We start from the raw sequence: 18,694 nt of genomic DNA on the forward strand, positions 1-18,694 counted from the left end.
CTCGCTGCAAGTCGATCCGTCGCGCTGCGACCCCTCGTGGCAGATGGCAAGGCCGTGCCACCGCTGCGCAAAGCCGCCTGATAGCGATGAAACATGACCATGGCCGCAAGCGGCGTGCTTGCGGCCATTGTCCGTCGTATGAAACCGTGGATCACTCGGCGGGAACGATGTCCGCCGGCAGGCTGTCGTCGGCGGTCCCAGCCAGCGCTCTCGCCAGCTTGGCCTCGTCGAGTTCGCCTTCCCAGCGCGCCACGACCAGCGTCGCCACCGCATTGCCGACGAAGTTGGTCAGCGCCCGGCATTCCGACATGAAGCGGTCGACGCCGAGGATCAGCGCCATGCCGGCGACCGGCACCGAGGGAACCACCGAAAGCGTGGCGGCCAGGGTGATGAAGCCTGCCCCGGTGATGCCGGCGGCACCCTTGGACGACAGCATCGCCACCAGCAAAAGCAGGATCTGGTCTGATATCGACAGATGGATGTTCGTCGCTTGGGCAATGAACAGGGCGGCAAGCGTCATGTAGATGTTGGTGCCGTCGAGATTGAAGGAATAGCCGGTCGGGATGACCAGTCCGACCACCGAGCGCTTGGCGCCGGCCTTCTCCATCTTCTCCATCAGCGAGGGCAGGGCCGCTTCCGACGACGAGGTGCCGAGCACCAGCAGCAGCTCTTCCTTGATGTAGCGGATCAGCGACAGGATCGAGAAGCCGTTGTAGCGGCAGACGGCACCGAGCACGACGAACACGAACAGGAACGAGGTCGCGTAGAAGGTTCCGACCAGCATGGCGAGGTTGATGACCGAGCCGATGCCGTATTTGCCGATGGTGAAGGCCATCGCACCGAACGCGCCGATCGGGGCTGCCTTCATCAGCACGCTGACCAGCTTGAACATCGGCGCCATCAGCGCTTGCAGGAAATTGAGCACCGGCGTGCCCTTGTCGCCGACCAGCGCCAGCGCGATGCCGAACAGCACCGAGAAGAACAGCACCTGCAGGATGTCGCCGTCTGCGAAGGCGCCGACGATCGTCGTCGGGATGATGTTCATCAGGAAGCCGGTAACCGACTGGTCATGTGCCTTGGCGGCGTAAGTGTTGACCGTCGAGGCGTCGAGCGTCGCCGGATCGATGTTGAAGCCGGCGCCCGGCTGCACGACATTGGCCACGACAAGGCCGATGATCAGTGCCAGCGTGGAGAAGGTGAGGAAGTAGAGCATCGCCTTGCCGGCGACGCGGCCGACCTTCTGCAGGTCGCTCATGCCGGCGATGCCGGTTGCCACCGTCAGGAAGATGACCGGGGCGATGATCATCTTCACCAGCTTGATGAAGGCGTCGCCGAGCGGCTTCATGCTCTCGCCGATCGCCGGATAGTAATGGCCGAGCAGGATGCCGACGGTGATCGCCACCAGCACCTGGACGTAGAGCTGGGCATAGAGGGGCTTGCGCTGCGCGGCGGGCGCGGCGGATTGGTCTGCGATATGCATCGAACTCTCCCTGGCCGGATGGACGGAACCCGCCCTGCGTGACTTCTCCCATCGCGGCGTTCCGGTCGCCCGCCGCTGCACGGATGTTTGCAAACGCTGTGCCAGATGCCGGACAGGCCGGAATCCCTGGGTTCAGCCGTTCCTGCCTTGCCTTTGACGGAGAGTTGTGCGGATTTCCGCACAGGTCTTGTTTGCCTGGGCGGAATTCCGCATTAGACTGGGGGCAAAGCCGGGGAGCAAAGGGAGAGGGCCGACGCCACAACAGCGCATCGATAGCGGATCCCCCGGGTTTGCCGGCCGCGACCTGCTGCGCGAAGCGGTAGCGCGCCTGCGCGGCCGTTGGCTGTTTGCGGCAATAGCGCTCGCTCTGCTTGCCGGCGCGGTTGCCACCGCCGGGCGCATCGCCGAGGGTCAGGCCGCCGATGACCTGCGCGACGGGGCATTGGCCGCCTTGCCGCTGGCGGCCGGAACCCTGACCGGCGAAATCGAAAAGCAACGTCTCGTGCCGCTGGTGCTGGCGCGCGACGATGCGGTGCGTGATGCGCTGCGCCGTGCCGGGAAAGTCGAGGAAACAGCGCTCGACGCCAAGCTGAAGGCCATAGCCGGCGATGCGTCGGCCTCGGCCATCTATGTCATCGATACGGCGGGCATGGCGATATCGGCCAGCAATGCCGGCCAGCCGGACAGCTTTGTCGGCATCGATTATAATTTTCGCCACTATTTCACCGATGCGATGGCCAAGGGCGCGGCCAGCCAGTATGGCCTCGGCACGATCAGCGGCAAGCCGGGACTCTACCTTGCCGGCCGTGTCGACGACGGTGGCAAACCGCTTGGCGTCGCGGTTCTGAAGGTCGAACTCGGCGGTGTCGAAGCCAATTGGCGGGCGAGCGGCTTTCTCGTTTTCGTCACCGACGAGCGCGGCGTCGTTCTGGCCACCAGCCAGCCCGACTGGCGGTTCCATGCGCTGGCGCCGCTCTCCGCCGCGGATGCCGCCGCGGCGCATGACCAGCTTCAACTGGTCGACGCCGCCTTCGAGCCGCTGCCGATACGGCGTGGCGCCGGTGACGGCCTGGCGACGATCGAAGAAGCCGGAAAATCGCGCCGGTTCGTCGAGGTGGTGCAGGACTTGCCCGGTGCCGTCCCCGGCTGGCGCCTGTGGCTGCTGACGCCCGCCGATGCCGCCTTGACCGCCGCCGCCAACACGGCGCGCCTGACGACACTGCTCGGGCTGCTGCTGATGGGGCTGCTTGCCTATGTGTTCACCCGGCGCCGGCGCACACGCCGGCTGCGGCAGGAGGCGCTGGCGCGCATGAATGCCGAACTCGAAAGCCGGGTCAGTTCCCGGACCGCCGAACTGACGCGATCGAACACGGCCCTTGCCGGCGAAATCGCCGAGCGCGAAAACGCCGAGGCCAAGGTCCGCCGGCTGCGCGACGATCTTGCCCAGGCCAACCGGCTCTCCATCCTCGGCCAGATCGCCGCCGGCGTGGCGCATGAGATCAATCAGCCGGTCGCCGCCATCCGCACCTATGCCGAGAATGCCGGCCGCTTTCTCGCGGCCGGCAAGACCGAACCGGCAAGCGGCAACCTGACCTCGATCGTCTCGATGACCGAGCGCATCGGCGCGATCACCAACACGCTGCGCACCTTTGCGCGACGGCCTGGCGCCGCTGCCTCGCCCTTGCCGGTACGCGAGGCGATCGAGGGCGCGCTGTCGCTGCTGTCCGGCCGCATCCGCGATTCCGGCGTCACCATCGTCAAGCCGCGCGGCACCGCATCGCCATTGGTGATGGCAAGCCGCATCCGGCTGGAGCAGATCCTCGTGAACCTGTTGCAGAACGCGCTGGACGCCATGAAGGACCGGCCTGATCCCCGCATTGAGATCGACCTCGCCGAACGCGGCGACCGCGTGCTGATTTCGGTGCGCGACAATGGTCCCGGCCTCGGCCCGGAAGCCGCCGGCAATCTGTTCATGCCGTTCCAGACCACCAAGGAGAAGGGGCTTGGCCTTGGCCTGGTGATCTCGCAGGAGATCGCCCAGGAATTGGGCGGCACGCTGCGGCTCGACCCCGACACCGCCAGCGGCGCATCCTTCACCATCGACTTGAGGCGGATCGAATGACGCAGGGATCGGGGCTGGTCGCGCTTGTCGACGACGATGCGGATCTGCTGCATGCCACCACGCAACTGCTCGAACTTGCCGGCTTCACGGTGATCGGGCTCGACGCCGCCGAGGCAGCGCTTGGTGTCGTCGACAGGGACTTCGAGGGTGTGGTCGTCAGCGACATCCGCATGCCCGGCATGAATGGGCTGCAACTCTTCGACCGCGTCAAGGCTGTTGATCCCGACTTGCCGGTGATCCTGGTCACCGGGCATGGCGATGTCGATCTTGCGGTCGCCGCGCTCAAGGATGGGGTCTATGATTTCATTCCGAAACCCTATGCGGGGGAGCGTCTGGTCGAGGCGCTGAAGCGTGCATCGGAGAAGCGGCGGCTGGTGATGGAAAACCGGCGGCTCCGCGAAGCCGCCGCACTTGCCGCGGACGGCATGCCGTTGATCGGCGAAGCGCCGGCCATAAGGCGGCTGCGCGAGACCTTGCGCCAGATCGCCGACATGGACGTCGACGTGCTGGTGGAGGGCGAGACCGGAACCGGCAAGGAAGTGGTGGCCGACCTCCTGCACCGGTGGGGCCGGCGGCGTGCAAAGCCGTTCGTGGCACTGAACTGCGGCGCTCTGCCCGAGACCGTCATCGAAAGCGAGCTGTTCGGGCACGAGGCCGGCGCGTTTACCGGGGCGCAGCGACGGCGGATCGGCAGCATAGAGCATTCCAGCGGCGGCACGCTGTTCCTCGACGAGATCGAATCCATGCCGCCGGCCCTGCAGGTCAAGCTGTTGCGGGTGCTGGAGACGCGCAGCCTCACCCCGCTCGGCTCGAACGAAACAAGGCGCCTCGATCTCCGGGTCGTCGCGGCGACCAAGGTCGATCTCAGCCGGCAGGACCAGCGCGGCGATTTTCGCGAGGATCTCTATTTTCGCCTTAACGTGGTGACGCTGCGCATTCCGCCGCTGCGCGAGCGGCGCGGCGATATCGAGATGCTGTTCGGCCACTTCCTTGGCAAGGCGGCGAAACGGTTTGGCCGGCCTGTCGCCAAGGTGAACGCCGCCGTGAGCCATCATCTCCAGTCGCACGACTGGCCGGGCAATGTGCGCGAACTCGCCCATTTCGCCGATCGCGTCGCGCTCGGTCTTGGTCCCGATGACGAAACCAGGTCCTCGCCCGCACGACTGCCAGCGCCTGCCGCCGCACTGCCGGAGCGGGTCGGGCATTACGAGGCGCAGCTCATCCGCGACGCGCTGCGCGACCATGGCGGCGACGTGCGCGGCGCCATCGACGCGCTCGGCGTGCCGCGCAAGACGTTCTACGATAAGCTCAAGCGCTATGGCATCGCCGCATCTGATTTCCGTCCCTCTTGACGTTTCCAAGCGAGTATCCCGAAAAGCCATGAACACGATACTTGAAACGACCGCCGCTCCCCTTCCGGAAGAACTCGCCTTTCTCAGCGAACGGCTGACGGCGTTCAACGACGGCGATGTCGGCGCGTCCGAAAGGAAGGCGCTGGCGGTGTTCGTGCGCGACGAGATCGGGGCGATCGTCGCCGGCATTTCAGGCTACACCGCCTGGGGCTGGCTCTACGTGCAGTGGCTGTGGGTCGACGAAAGGCTGCGCGGCCAGCACATGGCAGGCCGGATGCTCGACGCGGCCGAACGCGAAGCCGTGGCGCGCGGCTGCCAAAACGCCTGGATCGACACATTCAATCCCAACGCCGCCAAGGTCTATCAGAGGCAAGGCTACCAGCCTTTCGGGACGCTGGCCGATTTCCCGGTCGGCCGCAGCCGCGTCTTCCTGCGGAAGAAACTGGTCGACTGATCAGCCAGCCAGCCTTCCGCCACGCATCGGCCGCGGCGCGCCCGTCGTGCTCGGGAAACTGATTGGCAGGCCGCGCAGCACGCGAACCGCGAGGAAGGCAAAACACTCCGCCTCCACCGCGTCGCCGCTCCAGCCGAGGCTTTCGGCCAGTACGACCTCGACCTCGGCGCGGCTGGCGAGCATCGCCATCATTGTCGGGTTGTGGCGACCTCCACCGCTGACCACCAGCTTCTTCGGCCGGCTGGGCAGAATGTCGAGCGCCTTGCCGACAGCCGACGCGGTGAAGGCGGTGAGCAGGGCCGCGCCATCCTCGGCGCTCAGGCCATCGGCCATGGCCGCGCCGAAGTCGAAACGGTCGAGTGACTTTGGGTACGGCTTGGTCAGATAGGGATGCTGCAGCAGCTTGGCGAGCCGGGCTTCGTCCACCTTTCCCGCCCGGCCAAGCGCGCCGTCGCGGTCCATTTCGCCGAGCCCTTTCGACTTGATGAAATCGTTGAGCGGCGCATTGGCGGGGCCGGTGTCGAAGGCGATGACATTGTCGGCGCCGTCCCACCAGGTGATGTTGGCGACGCCGCCGAGATTGAGCACGGCCACCTCGCCGCTGGCGCCGGCGCCGCGCATCAGCGCGGTGTGATAGGCGGCGGCCAAAGGCGCGCCCTGTCCGCCGGCGCGCATGTCGGCCGAGCGAAAATCATAGGCGACCTTGGTGCCGAGAATGGAATGCATGAGCTCGCCGTCGCCGAGCTGCCGGGTCTGGCCGAGCCGCCCGACCTGCGGCGCGCGATGCAGCACGGTCTGGCCGTGAAAGCCGACGACTCCGATCTCGGCCATCGTCATGCCGTAACCTTCCACGAGTTCCTTCACCGCCGCCGACTGCGCGCGCGTCAGCGCCTCTTCGGCCTTGCGGAAAATCGCAGGTTCCGGCCCGGTGAAATTCCAGGCCCGCGCCGCCGCCAGCGTCTCTTCCAGCAGCGACCGGATCGACGCGGGATAGGGCATCAGCCGGTAAGTGCCGAAATCGTCTATCCGCTCGCCATCGGTCTTGATCAGGGCGACATCGATGTTGCCGTCAAGCACCGTGCCGGTCATCAGGCCGACGGCCCAGATTGGTTCCATCATTGAGCTCCATTGATGAGGTCGCCGACCGCTTGCCGAAGCTGAACGATGCCGCTGTCGAAATGACGTGTCGGATGGATTCGGTTGGTAAGCAAGGTCCACGCCTTGCCCTTGTCGAAGTCGATCCACAATCCTGTGCCGGTGAAGCCGGTGTGGCCGATCGTTCCCGGACCGCACAGCGCACCGCCGGACCAGCCTTCGTAAGGGCGCTCCCAGCCATGGGTGCGGGTGGCCGACAGGGGCTCGCGCATCAGCGCGATCGATTGTTCGGATGCGCCGGTTCCGTCCAGCAATCCCCAGGCGAAATCGAGCACCGAAGCGGCCGTGCCGAACAGACCGGCATGGCCGGCGCCCTGCAGCGCCGAGCAATTGTCGTCGTGGACCTCGCCGGACAGCACGCGATGGCGCCAGGTGCAGTCCTCGGTCGCCGCGGCGGCATCGGGTTCCGCGAACCAGGCAAAGCCCGGGCCGGGTTCCACGGCGCGGATGCTCTTGCCCGACAGCCGCTCCATCGCAAAGCCGAGCAGGATGAAGTTGATGTCGGAATAGACAGGGTCGCGCGCCCGCCATTCGCGCTGCAGGACGAAGGCGCGCAGCAGTTCGGGGTCGCGCCCATAGGTGTAGATCGGCTCGACGGCCGGAAAGGGCGTCTGGTGGCCCAGGCACTGGCGAAACGTCACCTCCCGCTCCCATGCGTTCGCGTCATACTGGCGAAGGTCGGGAAGCAGGGAGATCAGCGGCGCGTCGAGATCGATGATGCCGTCCTGCGCCAGCGCCAGGATACGCGGCGTGGTAAAGATCACCTTGGTCAGCGACGCCAGGTCGAACCAGGTCTCAACAGTCATCGGCCTGACTTTAGGCACAAGCTGCGCGGAGCCGATCGCTCTGGTGATGCGCTCGCCATTTCTGCCGACCAGGCCGAGCACGCCGCCGGGAATGCGCTTGGCCGCCACTGCCGCTGCGAGCGGTTGGAACGCGCGGTCGAAGAGCTGGGCGAGGGGGCTCAATGCCGGCCACCGCACGTGGGCATGTCGTCAAACGGAAAAGTCGGCGATCCTTCGCACCCCCCTCTGTCCTGCCGGACATCTCCCCCGCAAGGGGGGAGATTGGCCGTAATAGCGGCTCTCGCCAATCGCCGACGTCGCAGGAAGGGGCGGGATGCCGAAGCTGCTAATCTCCCCCCTTGCGGGGGAGATGGCCGGCAGGCCAGAGGGGGGTGCTGTCCCGCCGACCGTGCATATCCCAGTGCACCGTCCATCACACCTCCACCCTCGCCATGTGATCCCCGCCAAACCGCTCCCACTTCGCTGGCGCCGGCTCAAACCCTCTCGGGCGCACCAGCGAAGGCACCTGGCGTGTGTCGATCTCGAAATGCTCGCGCCGACGGTCGATAGCCGGAACGGCTGATATGAGCTTCTTCGTATAGGAATGTCTCGGCTTCGACAGCACGGACTGTGCGTCGCCGATCTCGACGATCTGGCCGGCATAGATGACTGCGATGCGGTGCGCGATCCGCTCGACCACCGCCATGTCATGCGAGATGAACAGATAGGCCAGCCCAAACTCACGCTGCAGGTCGACCAGCAACTCCAGCACCTTGGCCTGCACCGACACATCGAGCGCCGACACTGCTTCATCGAGGACCACGACGGACGGGTTGAGCATCAGCGCGCGCGCAATGCACAGCCTTTGCCGCTGGCCACCGGAGAATTCATGCGGATAGCGCTCGAGGCTGTTCTTGGGCAGGCCGACGCGTTCCAGCAGGCGCGCCATTCTGGCCCGCGTTTCGGCATCCACCCGGCCGCCGGTGGCGATCACGGGTTCCGCCAGAATGCTCTCGATCGTCAGCCTTGGATTGAGAGAGGCATAAGGGTTCTGGAACACCATCTGCATGGGCTTGGCGCTGCGCCTCGGCGAGGCCACTTGGGCGCCGACCGAGAAGCTGCCGCGCGTCGATCGCACAAGCCCTAGCACCGCCTTGGCGGCAGTGGATTTGCCCGAACCGCTCTCGCCGACAATGGCCAGCGTCTCGCCGTGCATCAGGTCGAAATCGACGCCGTCGACGGCATGCACCGCGCCGGTGGCGCGGCTGAAGAAACTGCTCTTGAGGGGAAACCGAACCACGAGGCCATCGACCTTCAAGGCCGGTTCGGCGCTCGCGCCGTTGTCGCGTTGCCCATCCGAGCGCGTCGCGCGACCGCTGGCGAAATGCGGCACGGCGTGCAGCAGATGCTGGGTGTAGGGATGCTGGGGGCTGTCGAGGATCCGGTTGAGCTCACCCTGTTCGACGGCCTGCCCGTTCTGCATCACCATCACCTTGTCGGCGATGCCGGCAACCAGGCCGATATCGTGGGTGATGAAGATGACGGACATGCCGCTTTCGCGCTTCAGCTCGGCAAGCAGCGCCATGATCTGCGCCTGCACGGTAACATCGAGCGCCGTCGTTGGCTCGTCGGCGATCAGCAGGCGCGGGTTGCAGGCGAGTGCAATGGCGATCATCACCCGCTGCAGCATGCCGCCGGACAGCTGGTTGGGCGTGTATTTCAGCCGCCTTGCGGCATCGGGAATGCGCACGCGGTCGAGCGCGTCCCTGGCTGCCGCCGTAGCCTGCTGGCCGGTCAGGCCGCGATGCAGGCGGAACGATTCCTCGATCTGCGTGCCGATGGTCAGCACCGGGTTGAGCGAGGTCATCGGTTCCTGAAAAATCATGCCGATCTCGGCGCCGCGAATGCCGGTCAGTTGCGGTTCGGTCGCGGTCGTCAACTCGAAGATGGTTCCATTGGCCCGCTTGAGCTTCATCGAGCCACCAGTGATGCGGCCGCCACCGAAATCGACGAGCCGGTTGATCGACAGCGCCGTCACCGACTTGCCCGAGCCGCTTTCGCCGACAATGGCAAGCGTCTCGCCATCGGCGATATCGAAACTGACGCCGCGCACCACCTCGTTGGCCAAGGGATCGCGGCCGAAGCCGACGCGCAGGTCCGAGACTGACAAGAGCGGGGTCATGCGAACGCGCTCCGCATCCTCGGGTCAAGGATATCGCGCAAGGCGTCGCCCAAAAGGTTGAAGCCGAGAATGCTGATCATGATCGCCAGGCCTGGGAAGATCATCAGCCAGGGTGCCGTCTCCATCAGGTTGCGGCTGTCGCTCAGCATCAGTCCGAGCGAGGCGGCGGGCGGCTGCGTGCCGAGGCCGAGAAAACTCAGGCCGGCTTCGGTCAGCAGCGCCCAGGCGAGCGCCAGCGTCACCTGCACGGTCAACGGCGCCACGAGGTTGAGCAGCAGGTGGCGCGTGACGATATAGCTCGAACTGCTGCCGAAGGTTCGCGCGGCATCGACGAATTCGCGTGTCTTGAGCGACAGCGCGGGGCCGCGCACCACGCGGGTGAAGATCGGCGTGTAGACGATGCCGATGGCAACGACGCTGGTCCAGGTGCCGGGGCCGGCAACGGTGACGATGAGCAGCGCCAGGAGGATCGCCGGGAAGGCCAGCAGCACGTCCATGATCCGCATCACGACGCCGTCCCAGCGGCGCCCGAGCCAGGCGGCGGCCAACCCCAGGATCGTTCCGGCAAGCGCCGCGAAGGCCACCGAGAAGAAGGCGACGGTAAAAGACTGGCCGATGCCCGCCATCAGGCGGCTGGCGACGTCGCGGCCGAACAGGTCGGTGCCCATCCAGTAGGCGGCGCTGGGCGCATGCAGCCGGTCGATACGGTACTGCGTGATCGGATTGTGCGGCGTCAGCCCGAGCAGGCCGAGGATGGCAAGCAGCAGATAGACGCACACGATGACGCCGCCGATGCGGCCGCTGCCATGGCCGAAGATGGCACGCAGGATGCGCATCACTGTTCCCCCAGCCGGATGCGCGGATCGAGCGCGACATAGGCGAGGTCGACCAGGAGATTGACGATCATGAAGTTGAAGGCGATGAACAGCACGCTGCCCTGCACCAGCGCGTAATCGCGCTGCAGGATCGCGTCGAGCACCATGCGTCCTAGGCCGGGCAGGGCGTAGATCTGTTCGACGATGACGGCGCCGCCCAGGAGGTAGCCGAATTCTATGCCGCTCAGCGTCACCACCGGGATCAGTGCATTGGGCAAAGCGTGCCGCCAGATGACGCTGCGCGCCGAAGCGCCCTTGCTGCGCGCGGTGCGCACATAATCGTCGCTCAACACGTCGAGCATTGCCGATCGCGCAATGCGGGTGACCGACGCCGCGAAGGCAAAGCCCAGCGTGATGGCGGGCAGGATCAACTGGCTGAGATTGCGCAGGGGATCCTGCCAGAGCGGCACGAATTCGCCCATCGCCGGCAGTACGCCGAAGCCCGCCGACAGCGTGTAGATGATCAGCAGGCCAAGCACGAAGCTCGGCGTCGACTGGCCGATCATGGCGACGACGCGCACCCCGAGATCGGACAGCTTCTCGTTGTGCGTGGCGGCATAGATTCCCGCCGGCATGCCGACGGCGAGTGCAATGATCATTGACAGCATGGCCAGTTCCAGCGTCAGCGGAAAGCGCTCGAGGATGACGTCGAGAACCGGCCTGCCATAGGTGACGGATATGCCGAAATTGCCGTGCAGGATGCCGCCGATCCAGCGCCAGTACTGGACGAACCAGGGCTGGTCGATGCCGAAATAGGCGGCGAGCGAATCCCGTTGTGCCGGCGTCAGCAGGCCGGCCTCGGTGCCCAGCATCGCCGTGATCGAATCGCCGGGCACCATCCGGATCGCGACGAAGACCAGGATGGACACGCCAAGCAGCACGAGAGGAAACGTCGCCAGCCGTCGCAGGAGATAGTTCACGCCAGGAAGACCTCTCGTCCGATTGCCGAAGCTACTGGATCGTCACCTTGCTCAGGCTGAACAGCGTGCCGGTCGGCGTCGGCACGAACCCGGATATGTTCTTCTGTTGCGCCGTATAGCTATAGGAGGTGTAGAGCCAGATCCACGGCGACATTTCGGCGAGGTGCTTCTCGAATTCGGCGAAGATCGCTTTGCGTTTGGCCGGATCGGTCTCTGCGCGGCCCTGCTGCATCAGGCTGTCGAGCGTGTCGTCGATGTAGTTCGCCACCTTTTGCAGATTGCCTGATTTGGTCCAGTAGCGGTTGTATATGGTATAGGGGTCGGCCCGGCCGCCATTGAGCGCGATCGCCATGTCGAAATCGCCCTTCAGCCAGGCGTCGACATAGACGTTGAGCTCCATCATCTTGATATCGAGTTTGACGCCGATTTCGGCGAGCTGCGACTGGATGACCTGGGCTTCGGCCGCTGCCGTCGGCGGCTCGCCCGTGGCGCCGATCACGGTCGCCGAAAAGCCGTCGGCAAAGCCGGCCTCGGCCATCAGCTTCTTGGCCTTTTCGACATCGCGCTTGTAGCAGAACAACTGGCTGGGATCGGTGGCCAGCGCCGGGATGGTCAGCGGTCCGGTGACCTTGCCTTCGCCCAGCGCGGCGGTGTCCAGCACCTCCTGCCGGTCGATGGCGCAGGAGATCGCCTGGCGCACCTTGAGCTCGGTCATCGGCTTCCGCGACGGGTTGAGCTGCAGCACGTTGTAGGCCAGCACCGGCACGCGGTTCAGTTGCAAGTTGGCTTCCTTCGGCACCAGCGTGGCGACGAGCGGATCGTTGAGCAAGGCGAAATCGATCTGCTTGGTGCGCATGGCGGCGAGGATCGCCGCCTCGTCGGGCAGCACACTGATCTCGATGCCGTCGACGCCGGTCGCGCCGCCGGCCCAGTTCTTGTTGGCGCTCAAGACTTCCTTGGCGTTGGGATCCCACTTGTCGAGCTTGAACGGGCCCGAACCGACCGTCCTGGTGCCGATCGAGCCGGCCTTGATCTCGGTCGCCGGAACGATGGCCGCGTTGACGTCGCTCATCGCCGTCAGGATAGGTGCGTCGGCCTGCGACAGGTGGAACACGACGGTCGCCGCATCCGGCGTGTCGATGCTGGCGATCGACAGGAAGTTGGCGCGGGCGGCGGCACCAGTCTTCTCGTCGAGAATGCGCTCGAACGACGCCTTGACGTCGGCCGGGGTCACGGCGGTACCGTCCTGGAATTTCGCCTTGGGATCGAGCTTGAAGGTCAGCTCCTTGCCGTCCTTCGAAAACTCCCAGGAGGAGGCGATGGCGGGGATGATCCGCAGGCTGGCATCGACGCGCACCAGCGGCTCATAGATCAGCTCCAAAAGCCGCAGCGAGGAAAAGGCCGTCTGCTTGTGCGGATCAAGCCCGGTGGCGTCCTGGGACCAGGCCATGTGCAGCGTCGCCGCCTGCGCCGAAACCGTCGCGATGCCGAGCATCGCGGCAAGGGTGATGCCCGAAAGCAGCCTTCTTGTAAGATGAACCATTCTCGTCTCCCATTATTGAACTCGGTGCCTTGCAGTTTCCGAGGACCGCTTCCAAGGCACACATGCTATGGAGTGTCGGCCCAGTCTATGCGGCTTGACGCCGTCTTGTCTAAAGTGGCTTCAGGTTGCTTCGTCGCCGATCGCCTTTCGCAGGAACCCTCCGGCCCTGGACAAAGCGGCCCGCGCCGCGTCCACGTCGAGGCCGGTGATGGTCACCAGGATCGCCAACTTGACGTCCTTGCCGGTCCGGTCGAGCGCCTGCCGCGCCTGCGGCGCGGTACAGCCGGTCGTCTGCATGACCATCCTGATCGCCCGGGCCACCAGCTTCCTGTTCGATGGGTTCAGGTCGACCATCAGATTCTGGTAGCTCTTGCCGATCCGGATCATCGAGGCCGTGGTCAGCATGTTGAGCACCAGCTTCTGCGCGGTTCCCGATTTCAGCCGCGTCGAGCCGGTGAGCACTTCGGGGCCGACGACCGGCGAGATCGCGATGTCAGCGATACCGGCAATGGCCGATGCCGGATTGCAGGAGAGGGCGACCGTCGTTGCGCCGATCTGCCTGGCATGGGTCAGCCCGCCGATGACATAGGGCGTGCGTCCGCTGACCGCGATGCCGACCACCACGTCGTCGGGTGTGAGTCCGATCCCCTGCAAGGCCTTGGCGCCCATCTTCGGGTCATCCTCGGCGCCTTCGAGCGAGCGCACCAGCGCGTCGGACCCGCCGGCAATCAGGCCGACCACCATGCCTTCGGGCACGCCGAATGTCGGCGGGCATTCCGAAGCGTCGAGCACGCCAAGCCGGCCGCTGGTGCCGGCGCCCATGTAGATGAGGCGTGCGCCCCTCTGGAAGGCAAGCACGATCCGGTCCACCGCGGTGGCAATCTCGGGCAGCACCTTTTCGACGGCCGCTGGGACGATCTTGTCCTCGTCATTGATCCTGCGCAGCACGTCGAGGGTCGGCAGCAGATCGATGTCGACGGTCCTTGGGTTCCGACCCTCGGAAACCAAGCGATCCAGCTCAGACATCAACCCTTGCTCGGTCATCCCAGCGCTTTCAAAAATTCTGCCGCACGGCATCACTCGACTGGTAGCCAGTGCGGACGGACCTTGGGTCTGTCATCGCAGTTTTCTTTGTTAACTTTTTAGAATTTGATATTCACACCGTCAACAGAGATTTGGAATATTTTATTCCTGTCCACGTTGGCTATCCCTTGCGAACCGAACGCTTGGCAAGAATGATCGCGCCGGATACGGCGTCGCCGTCGGCGGGCTTCAGGCGGCGGCGCACATCGGGAGAAAGCCAGGGCTCCAGCGGGCTGGCGAGGCCGCCCAGCAACGTCACGCGCAGCGCGCCTTTTTCGAACAATACCCGCACCAGCGTGTCGATCTGTTCGGCGGCACCTTGCACGATGCGGCGCCCAACGGGATCCCCCTGGTCGGCATGGCGCATCACCATGGGTGCAAGCGCGGCATAGTCCGTGGCGCTGGCGCGGTCCATCCAGGCGACAGCCTCCATGGGGTCGCCCGCGAAGCGCTGCATGACCTCCGCCAGCAGCGCCGTGCGCTCGTGGCGGCCGTCATGGGCGCGCAATGCCAGTTGCACGGCTTTCAATCCAAGGTCGGCGCCGCTGCCCTCGTCGGAGATCGGAAACCCGTAGCCGCCGGCGCGCAGGTCGCGGCCCTCGACGAAGCCGAGGCCGATCGAGCCGGTCCCGGCGATGACGATGGCGCCGTCCCGACCGGAATGCGCGCCAAGGCAGGCACCGATGCCGTCGCTGACGAAGTCGATGCTGGCAAAGGGATGCGCGATTGCCCGCAACGCCTCAAGCGCGCCTTTGCGGCCGATGCCGGCAAGGCCGATGCCGGCATGGATCTTGGCGGTTTCGGCTGGCGCGAAACCTGCTTCCTCGATCGCCGCGCCGAAAGCTTTGGCGATGGAGGCCCAGGCTGCCTCGATGCCGAGCCGCGTCGTCGCCGGCCCCGACAGGCCCTGTCCCAGCACCGTGCCTTGCGCGTCCTCGAGACGGGCGCGGCAACCGGTGCCGCCGCCATCGACGCCGAGAAAATAATCCGCTTCGGTATTCATGCGCCCAGCCGCTCGATGCCGGCGCCGCACAGGCGCAGCTTGCGGTCCAGTTGCTCGTAGCCGCGGTCGAGGTGATAGACGCGGTTGATTGTCGTCTCGCCTTCACAGACCAGCGCCGCCAGCACCAGCGACACCGAAGCCCGCAGATCGGTGGCCATCACTTGCGCGCCGTGCAATTTCTCGCCGCCGCGCACCAGCGCCATGGTGCCTTGCAGCTTGATGTTGGCGCCGAGCCGCATCAGTTCGGGCACATGCATGAAGCGGTTCTCGAAAATGGTTTCGCGCAGCAGCGACGCACCCTGGGCGCAGCACATCAGCGCCATGAACTGCGCCTGCAGGTCGGTCGGAAAGCCCGGATAGGGTTCCGTCGTCAGATCCGCGGCCTTGAGCGGCCGGTCGCGCGAGACGATCAGACCGCGATCGCCTGGCCAGACGCTGACGCCGGTCGCCTCCAGCAATTGCACCACCGAGGCCATGTGCTCGAGCCGGGCGTGCGTCAGTTCGAGCTGGCCGCCGGTGATGGCGGCCGCGATGGCATAAGTGCCGGCCTCGATGCGGTCGGGGATGATGTCGTGCCTGGCGGCGTGCCAGCTGGTGTCGCCCGCGATCAGGATACGGTGCGTGCCGGCGCCTTCGATGCGCGCGCCCATGGCAACGAGGCAGGCGGCGAGATCGGCCACTTCCGGCTCGCGCGCCGCGTTCAGGATCTCGGTTTCGCCCTTGGCCGCGGTCGCCGCCATCATGGCGGTTTCCGTCGCCCCGACCGATGGCGAGGGGAGCACGATGCGCGTGCCGGTCAGCCCGTTCGGGGCCGAGGCGACGATCAGGCCGTTCTCGACGGCGATCCTGGCGCCAAGCGCGGCGAGTGCGGCGACATGCATGTCGACCGGCCGCGCGCCGATCGCGCAGCCGCCCGGCAGCGAAACCCGGGCATGGCCGAACCGCGCCAGCAACGGCGCCAGGACGAGCACCGTCGCCCGCATTTTTCGTACCGTGTCGTAGGAGGTCTCCTTCGAAACGGCGGTACTTGTGTCGATTGTGGCGGCATGGGCGGACCGGGTGATTTCGCCGCCGTGAAGTCGCACCACGCCGAGCATGTTTTCGACGTCGGTCACATCGGGCAGGTTGGTCAGTTCCAGCGGGTAGGGGCTGAGAAGAGCGGCCGCGATCTGCGGCAAAGCGGCATTCTTGGCGCCCGATATGGTGACCGCGCCTTCCAGTCTCTGTCCGCCTACGATCCGCAATCTGTCCATGGCTGAAACCTTGACGGCCACGTCCGGTGACCTACCCGGGATCCCGAGCGATGACCTCGGGTCGGTCGAGAATTAATTCTGCGTTCTTGGCTGTCAATCAAAATTGGAATAATTTATTCCTCGTCTTGCAGTGAAGAGCGAGGGGTTTCCGTGTCCGTCTTAAGCAGGATCAGTGCCGAGCTCGACGGCATGGCGCCCGGCGATCGCGAGATCGGCCGTTATATCATCGACAATCCCGACCAGATGCTGAGGCTGTCGACGGCGGCACTTGCGGCCGAGATCGGCCGCAGCCAGTCTGGCGTCGTCAAGTTCAGCCAGAAGCTCGGCTATGCCAGCTATCAGGAGCTCAAGCTCGCCGTCAGCGAGGCCAAGGCGCAGGATTGGCAGGTGCCGGCCGGCGTCATCCATGGCTCGATCGAGGTGGGTGATACTTTTCCGGTCATCCTGAAGAAGCTGATCGGCAGCAAGCTGCTGTCGATGCAGCAGACCGTCGCCGCCAACAGCGAGCGCATCCTTTCCAGGACGCTCGACCTGCTGGATGGCGCGCGGCGCATCCATCTGGTCGGCGTCGGCGCCTCCTCGCTGGTGGCGCGCGATTTTTCATACAAGCTGATGAAGCTCGGCCGCAATGTGCTGCATGACAGCGACAGCCACATCCAGATGGCCAACGCCTCGACGCTCGGGCCTGACGATGTGCTGTTCGCGCTGTCCTATTCCGGCGCCAGCATCGAAACCTTGCGTATCGCGGAGCTTGCCAGCAAGCGTGGCACGACGGTGATCGCCGTCACCGGCCTGCATGACAATCCGCTGAGCCGCGTCGCCGACATCCGCCTCTACACCCTCGCCGACGAGGAACGCGCGCGCTCTTCCTCCATCACCGCGCGCGACGCGCAGCTGACGCTGACCGACCTTCTGTTCATCCTGCTGGTACAGAAGCAGCCCGACGCCAACGACTACGTTCACAACAGCGAGGCGGCGGTCACGGTGCTGAAGGCCGAGCGCTCGTCTTAAGGCCTCAGACGCTTTCGAGATAGGTCTCGATCTCGAAATCGCTGACGTTGAGGGCAAACGTATTCAATTCCTGGCGTTTGCAGGCGACGAAGGAGTCGCGCAGGATCGCCGGGAAGATCTCCGCCACATGCGTCCCGCCTTCAAAGGTTGCGATCGCCGACGCCCAGTCCGGCGGCAATTTGGCCGGGGCAACGCCTTGCCCGTCATTCCCCGCCGGGTCGCCTGGCGACATCTGCTTCTCGATGCCGATCAGCGCGGCGCCCAGTATGGCGGCAAGCACGAGATAGGGGTTGGCGTCGGCTCCCGAGACGCGATGTTCGATGCGGCGCGCGCCGGTCGGGCCGCCGGGGATGCGGATCGCGACCATGCGGTTCTCGTAACCCCAGGCGACCGCGGTCGGCGCGTAGGATCTCGGGCGCAGCCTGCGGTAGGAATTGAAGTGCGGCGCGAACACCAGCGTGCTTTCGGCCATCGCCGCCAGCAGCCCGCCGACCGCGTGCCGCATGGTGTCGGAACCCTGGTCGGTGCCGTCGTCGAACACGTTGCGCCCATCGGCATCGACCAGGCTGAAATGGACATGGAAGCCGTTGCCGGCGCGGTCGCCATAGGGCTTGGCCATGAAGCAGGCGGCAAAGCCGTGCTTGCGGGCAATGCCCTTCACCGTGCGCTTGAACAACACCGCATCGTCGGCGGCCCGCAAGGCGTCGGCGACATGGTTCAGGTTGATCTCGAACTGGCCGACGCCGTTTTCGGCGATTGCCGTATCGACGGGAATGCCTTGCGCGCGGCAGGCTTCATAGATGTCGTGGATGAAGGCTTCGAAATCGTCGATCTCGTCGATCGACAGCGCCGCGTCGGAATCGAGACGCCGCCCAGTGACCGGTGAGACCGGCCCGACCGGCCGCTGCGATTGCGGATCGACCAGGTAGAATTCGAGTTCGGTCGCCGCGACCGGCGTCAGGCCGAGCGCCTTGTAGCGATCGAGGATGCGGGCCAGTGCTCGCCGGGGGTCGCCGAAATAGGGCGCTCCGCTCTCATCGGCGAGCCAGAGCGGGACGAGCGCCGTCGGATGCGCCGTCCATTCCACCGGCAGAATGCCGCGACCCGTCCATTGGCACAGACCATCGGCATCGCCGGTCGAGAAGACCAGGCTGTTGCCTTCGATGTCCTCGCCCCAGACGTCGAGCCCGATCAGCGAGTAGGGCATGCGCAGCTTGCCCTCCAGTGCCTTGCGGGCCTGCTCGACGGGGATGCGTTTTCCCCGCATGATGCCGTTGAGGTCGCACACCGCGGCCCTCAGGCTCTGGATGTCGCTTCGGCTTTCAAGCCAGTTCAAAACGTCCGCAATTGCATCGCTCAATTTCAAACCTCTGGTTCCCTGCGGTGTCGCGTCTGAGGCGAGCACCCTATTTTACGACAAAGCAGCTGATGAGTTCTTGAAGGCATCTCCGACATCGGTCGGAAAAGTTTCCTTCA

15 protein-coding genes are annotated in these 18,694 nt (G+C 65.4%); 4 read left to right on the forward strand and 11 right to left on the reverse strand.

The window, feature by feature from the left end; all coding sequences use genetic code 11:
• Positions 1–151 precede the first annotated feature (151 nt).
• Entirely contained in the window at positions 152–1,480 is a 1,329-nt protein-coding gene (locus tag LB571_RS15195) for a dicarboxylate/amino acid:cation symporter (protein WP_140661530.1), read from the reverse strand.
• A 166-nt stretch (positions 1,481–1,646) separates the two neighbouring features.
• Between LB571_RS15195 and LB571_RS15200 the strand changes: the two genes are divergently transcribed.
• From LB571_RS15200 to LB571_RS15210, 3 genes are read left to right on the forward strand one after another with little or no spacing between them, the layout of a single operon-like run.
• On the forward strand, positions 1,647–3,602 hold the full coding sequence (locus LB571_RS15200; protein ID WP_224595573.1) for an ATP-binding protein: 1,956 nt from the start codon (positions 1,647–1,649) through the stop codon (positions 3,600–3,602).
• Positions 3,599–4,954, forward strand: a complete 1,356-nt coding sequence (locus LB571_RS15205) for a sigma-54-dependent transcriptional regulator (RefSeq protein WP_224595576.1) — start codon at positions 3,599–3,601, stop codon at positions 4,952–4,954. The genes LB571_RS15200 and LB571_RS15205 overlap by 4 nt, the downstream gene beginning before the upstream one ends.
• Positions 4,955–4,982: 28 nt before the next feature.
• A complete protein-coding gene (locus LB571_RS15210; RefSeq protein ID WP_224595578.1) occupies positions 4,983–5,408 on the forward strand; it encodes a GNAT family N-acetyltransferase in 426 nt (141 codons plus the stop codon).
• On the opposite strand, the gene LB571_RS15215 is transcribed toward LB571_RS15210, so the two are convergent.
• From LB571_RS15215 to murA, 9 genes are all read right to left on the reverse strand, one after another.
• Positions 5,409–6,524 carry an anhydro-N-acetylmuramic acid kinase gene (locus LB571_RS15215; RefSeq protein WP_224595580.1) on the reverse strand — a complete coding sequence of 372 codons (1,116 nt, stop codon included), beginning with the start codon at positions 6,522–6,524 and terminating at the stop codon, positions 5,409–5,411.
• Positions 6,524–7,531 carry a serine hydrolase domain-containing protein gene (locus tag LB571_RS15220; protein WP_224595582.1) on the reverse strand — a complete coding sequence of 336 codons (1,008 nt, stop codon included), beginning with the start codon at positions 7,529–7,531 and terminating at the stop codon, positions 6,524–6,526. The genes LB571_RS15215 and LB571_RS15220 overlap by 1 nt, the downstream gene beginning before the upstream one ends.
• A 250-nt stretch (positions 7,532–7,781) precedes the next feature.
• Positions 7,782–9,530 (reverse strand): ABC transporter ATP-binding protein, encoded by a 1,749-nt coding sequence (locus tag LB571_RS15225; RefSeq protein ID WP_224595585.1) that lies wholly within the window; start codon positions 9,528–9,530, stop codon positions 7,782–7,784.
• Positions 9,527–10,366: an ABC transporter permease gene (locus LB571_RS15230; RefSeq protein ID WP_224595587.1), complete on the reverse strand. Its 840-nt coding sequence runs from the start codon at positions 10,364–10,366 to the stop codon at positions 9,527–9,529. Before LB571_RS15230 ends, LB571_RS15225 begins: the two co-directional genes overlap by 4 nt.
• Entirely contained in the window at positions 10,366–11,325 is a 960-nt protein-coding gene (locus LB571_RS15235) for an ABC transporter permease (protein ID WP_224595603.1), read from the reverse strand. The genes LB571_RS15230 and LB571_RS15235 overlap by 1 nt, the downstream gene beginning before the upstream one ends.
• Positions 11,326–11,356: 31 nt before the next feature.
• Positions 11,357–12,868, reverse strand: coding sequence for an ABC transporter substrate-binding protein (locus tag LB571_RS15240; RefSeq protein ID WP_224595606.1), 1,512 nt, complete (start codon positions 12,866–12,868; stop codon positions 11,357–11,359).
• A 120-nt stretch (positions 12,869–12,988) separates the two neighbouring features.
• Positions 12,989–13,912, reverse strand: a complete 924-nt coding sequence (gene murQ, locus LB571_RS15245) for an N-acetylmuramic acid 6-phosphate etherase (RefSeq protein WP_224523719.1) — start codon at positions 13,910–13,912, stop codon at positions 12,989–12,991.
• Positions 13,913–14,072: 160 nt separating this feature from the next.
• Positions 14,073–14,954, reverse strand: a complete 882-nt coding sequence (locus LB571_RS15250) for an N-acetylglucosamine kinase (protein WP_224595609.1) — start codon at positions 14,952–14,954, stop codon at positions 14,073–14,075.
• Positions 14,951–16,207 (reverse strand): UDP-N-acetylglucosamine 1-carboxyvinyltransferase, encoded by a 1,257-nt coding sequence (murA, locus tag LB571_RS15255; RefSeq protein WP_224595611.1) that lies wholly within the window; start codon positions 16,205–16,207, stop codon positions 14,951–14,953. Before murA ends, LB571_RS15250 begins: the two co-directional genes overlap by 4 nt.
• 150 nt (positions 16,208–16,357) lie before the next feature.
• Between murA and LB571_RS15260 the strand changes: the two genes are divergently transcribed.
• Positions 16,358–17,218, forward strand: coding sequence for a MurR/RpiR family transcriptional regulator (locus LB571_RS15260; RefSeq protein WP_224523710.1), 861 nt, complete (start codon positions 16,358–16,360; stop codon positions 17,216–17,218).
• Between the two features lie 4 nt (positions 17,219–17,222).
• Here the strand turns inward: LB571_RS15260 and LB571_RS15265 are convergent, their stop codons facing one another.
• Positions 17,223–18,578, reverse strand: a complete 1,356-nt coding sequence (locus LB571_RS15265; protein ID WP_224595613.1) for a glutamine synthetase family protein — start codon at positions 18,576–18,578, stop codon at positions 17,223–17,225.
• Positions 18,579–18,694 lie beyond the last annotated feature (116 nt).

The sequence above is a fragment of the Mesorhizobium sp. BR1-1-4 genome (assembly GCF_020165375.1).
GTDB classification, from domain to species: Bacteria; Pseudomonadota; Alphaproteobacteria; order Rhizobiales; family Rhizobiaceae; genus Mesorhizobium; species Mesorhizobium australicum.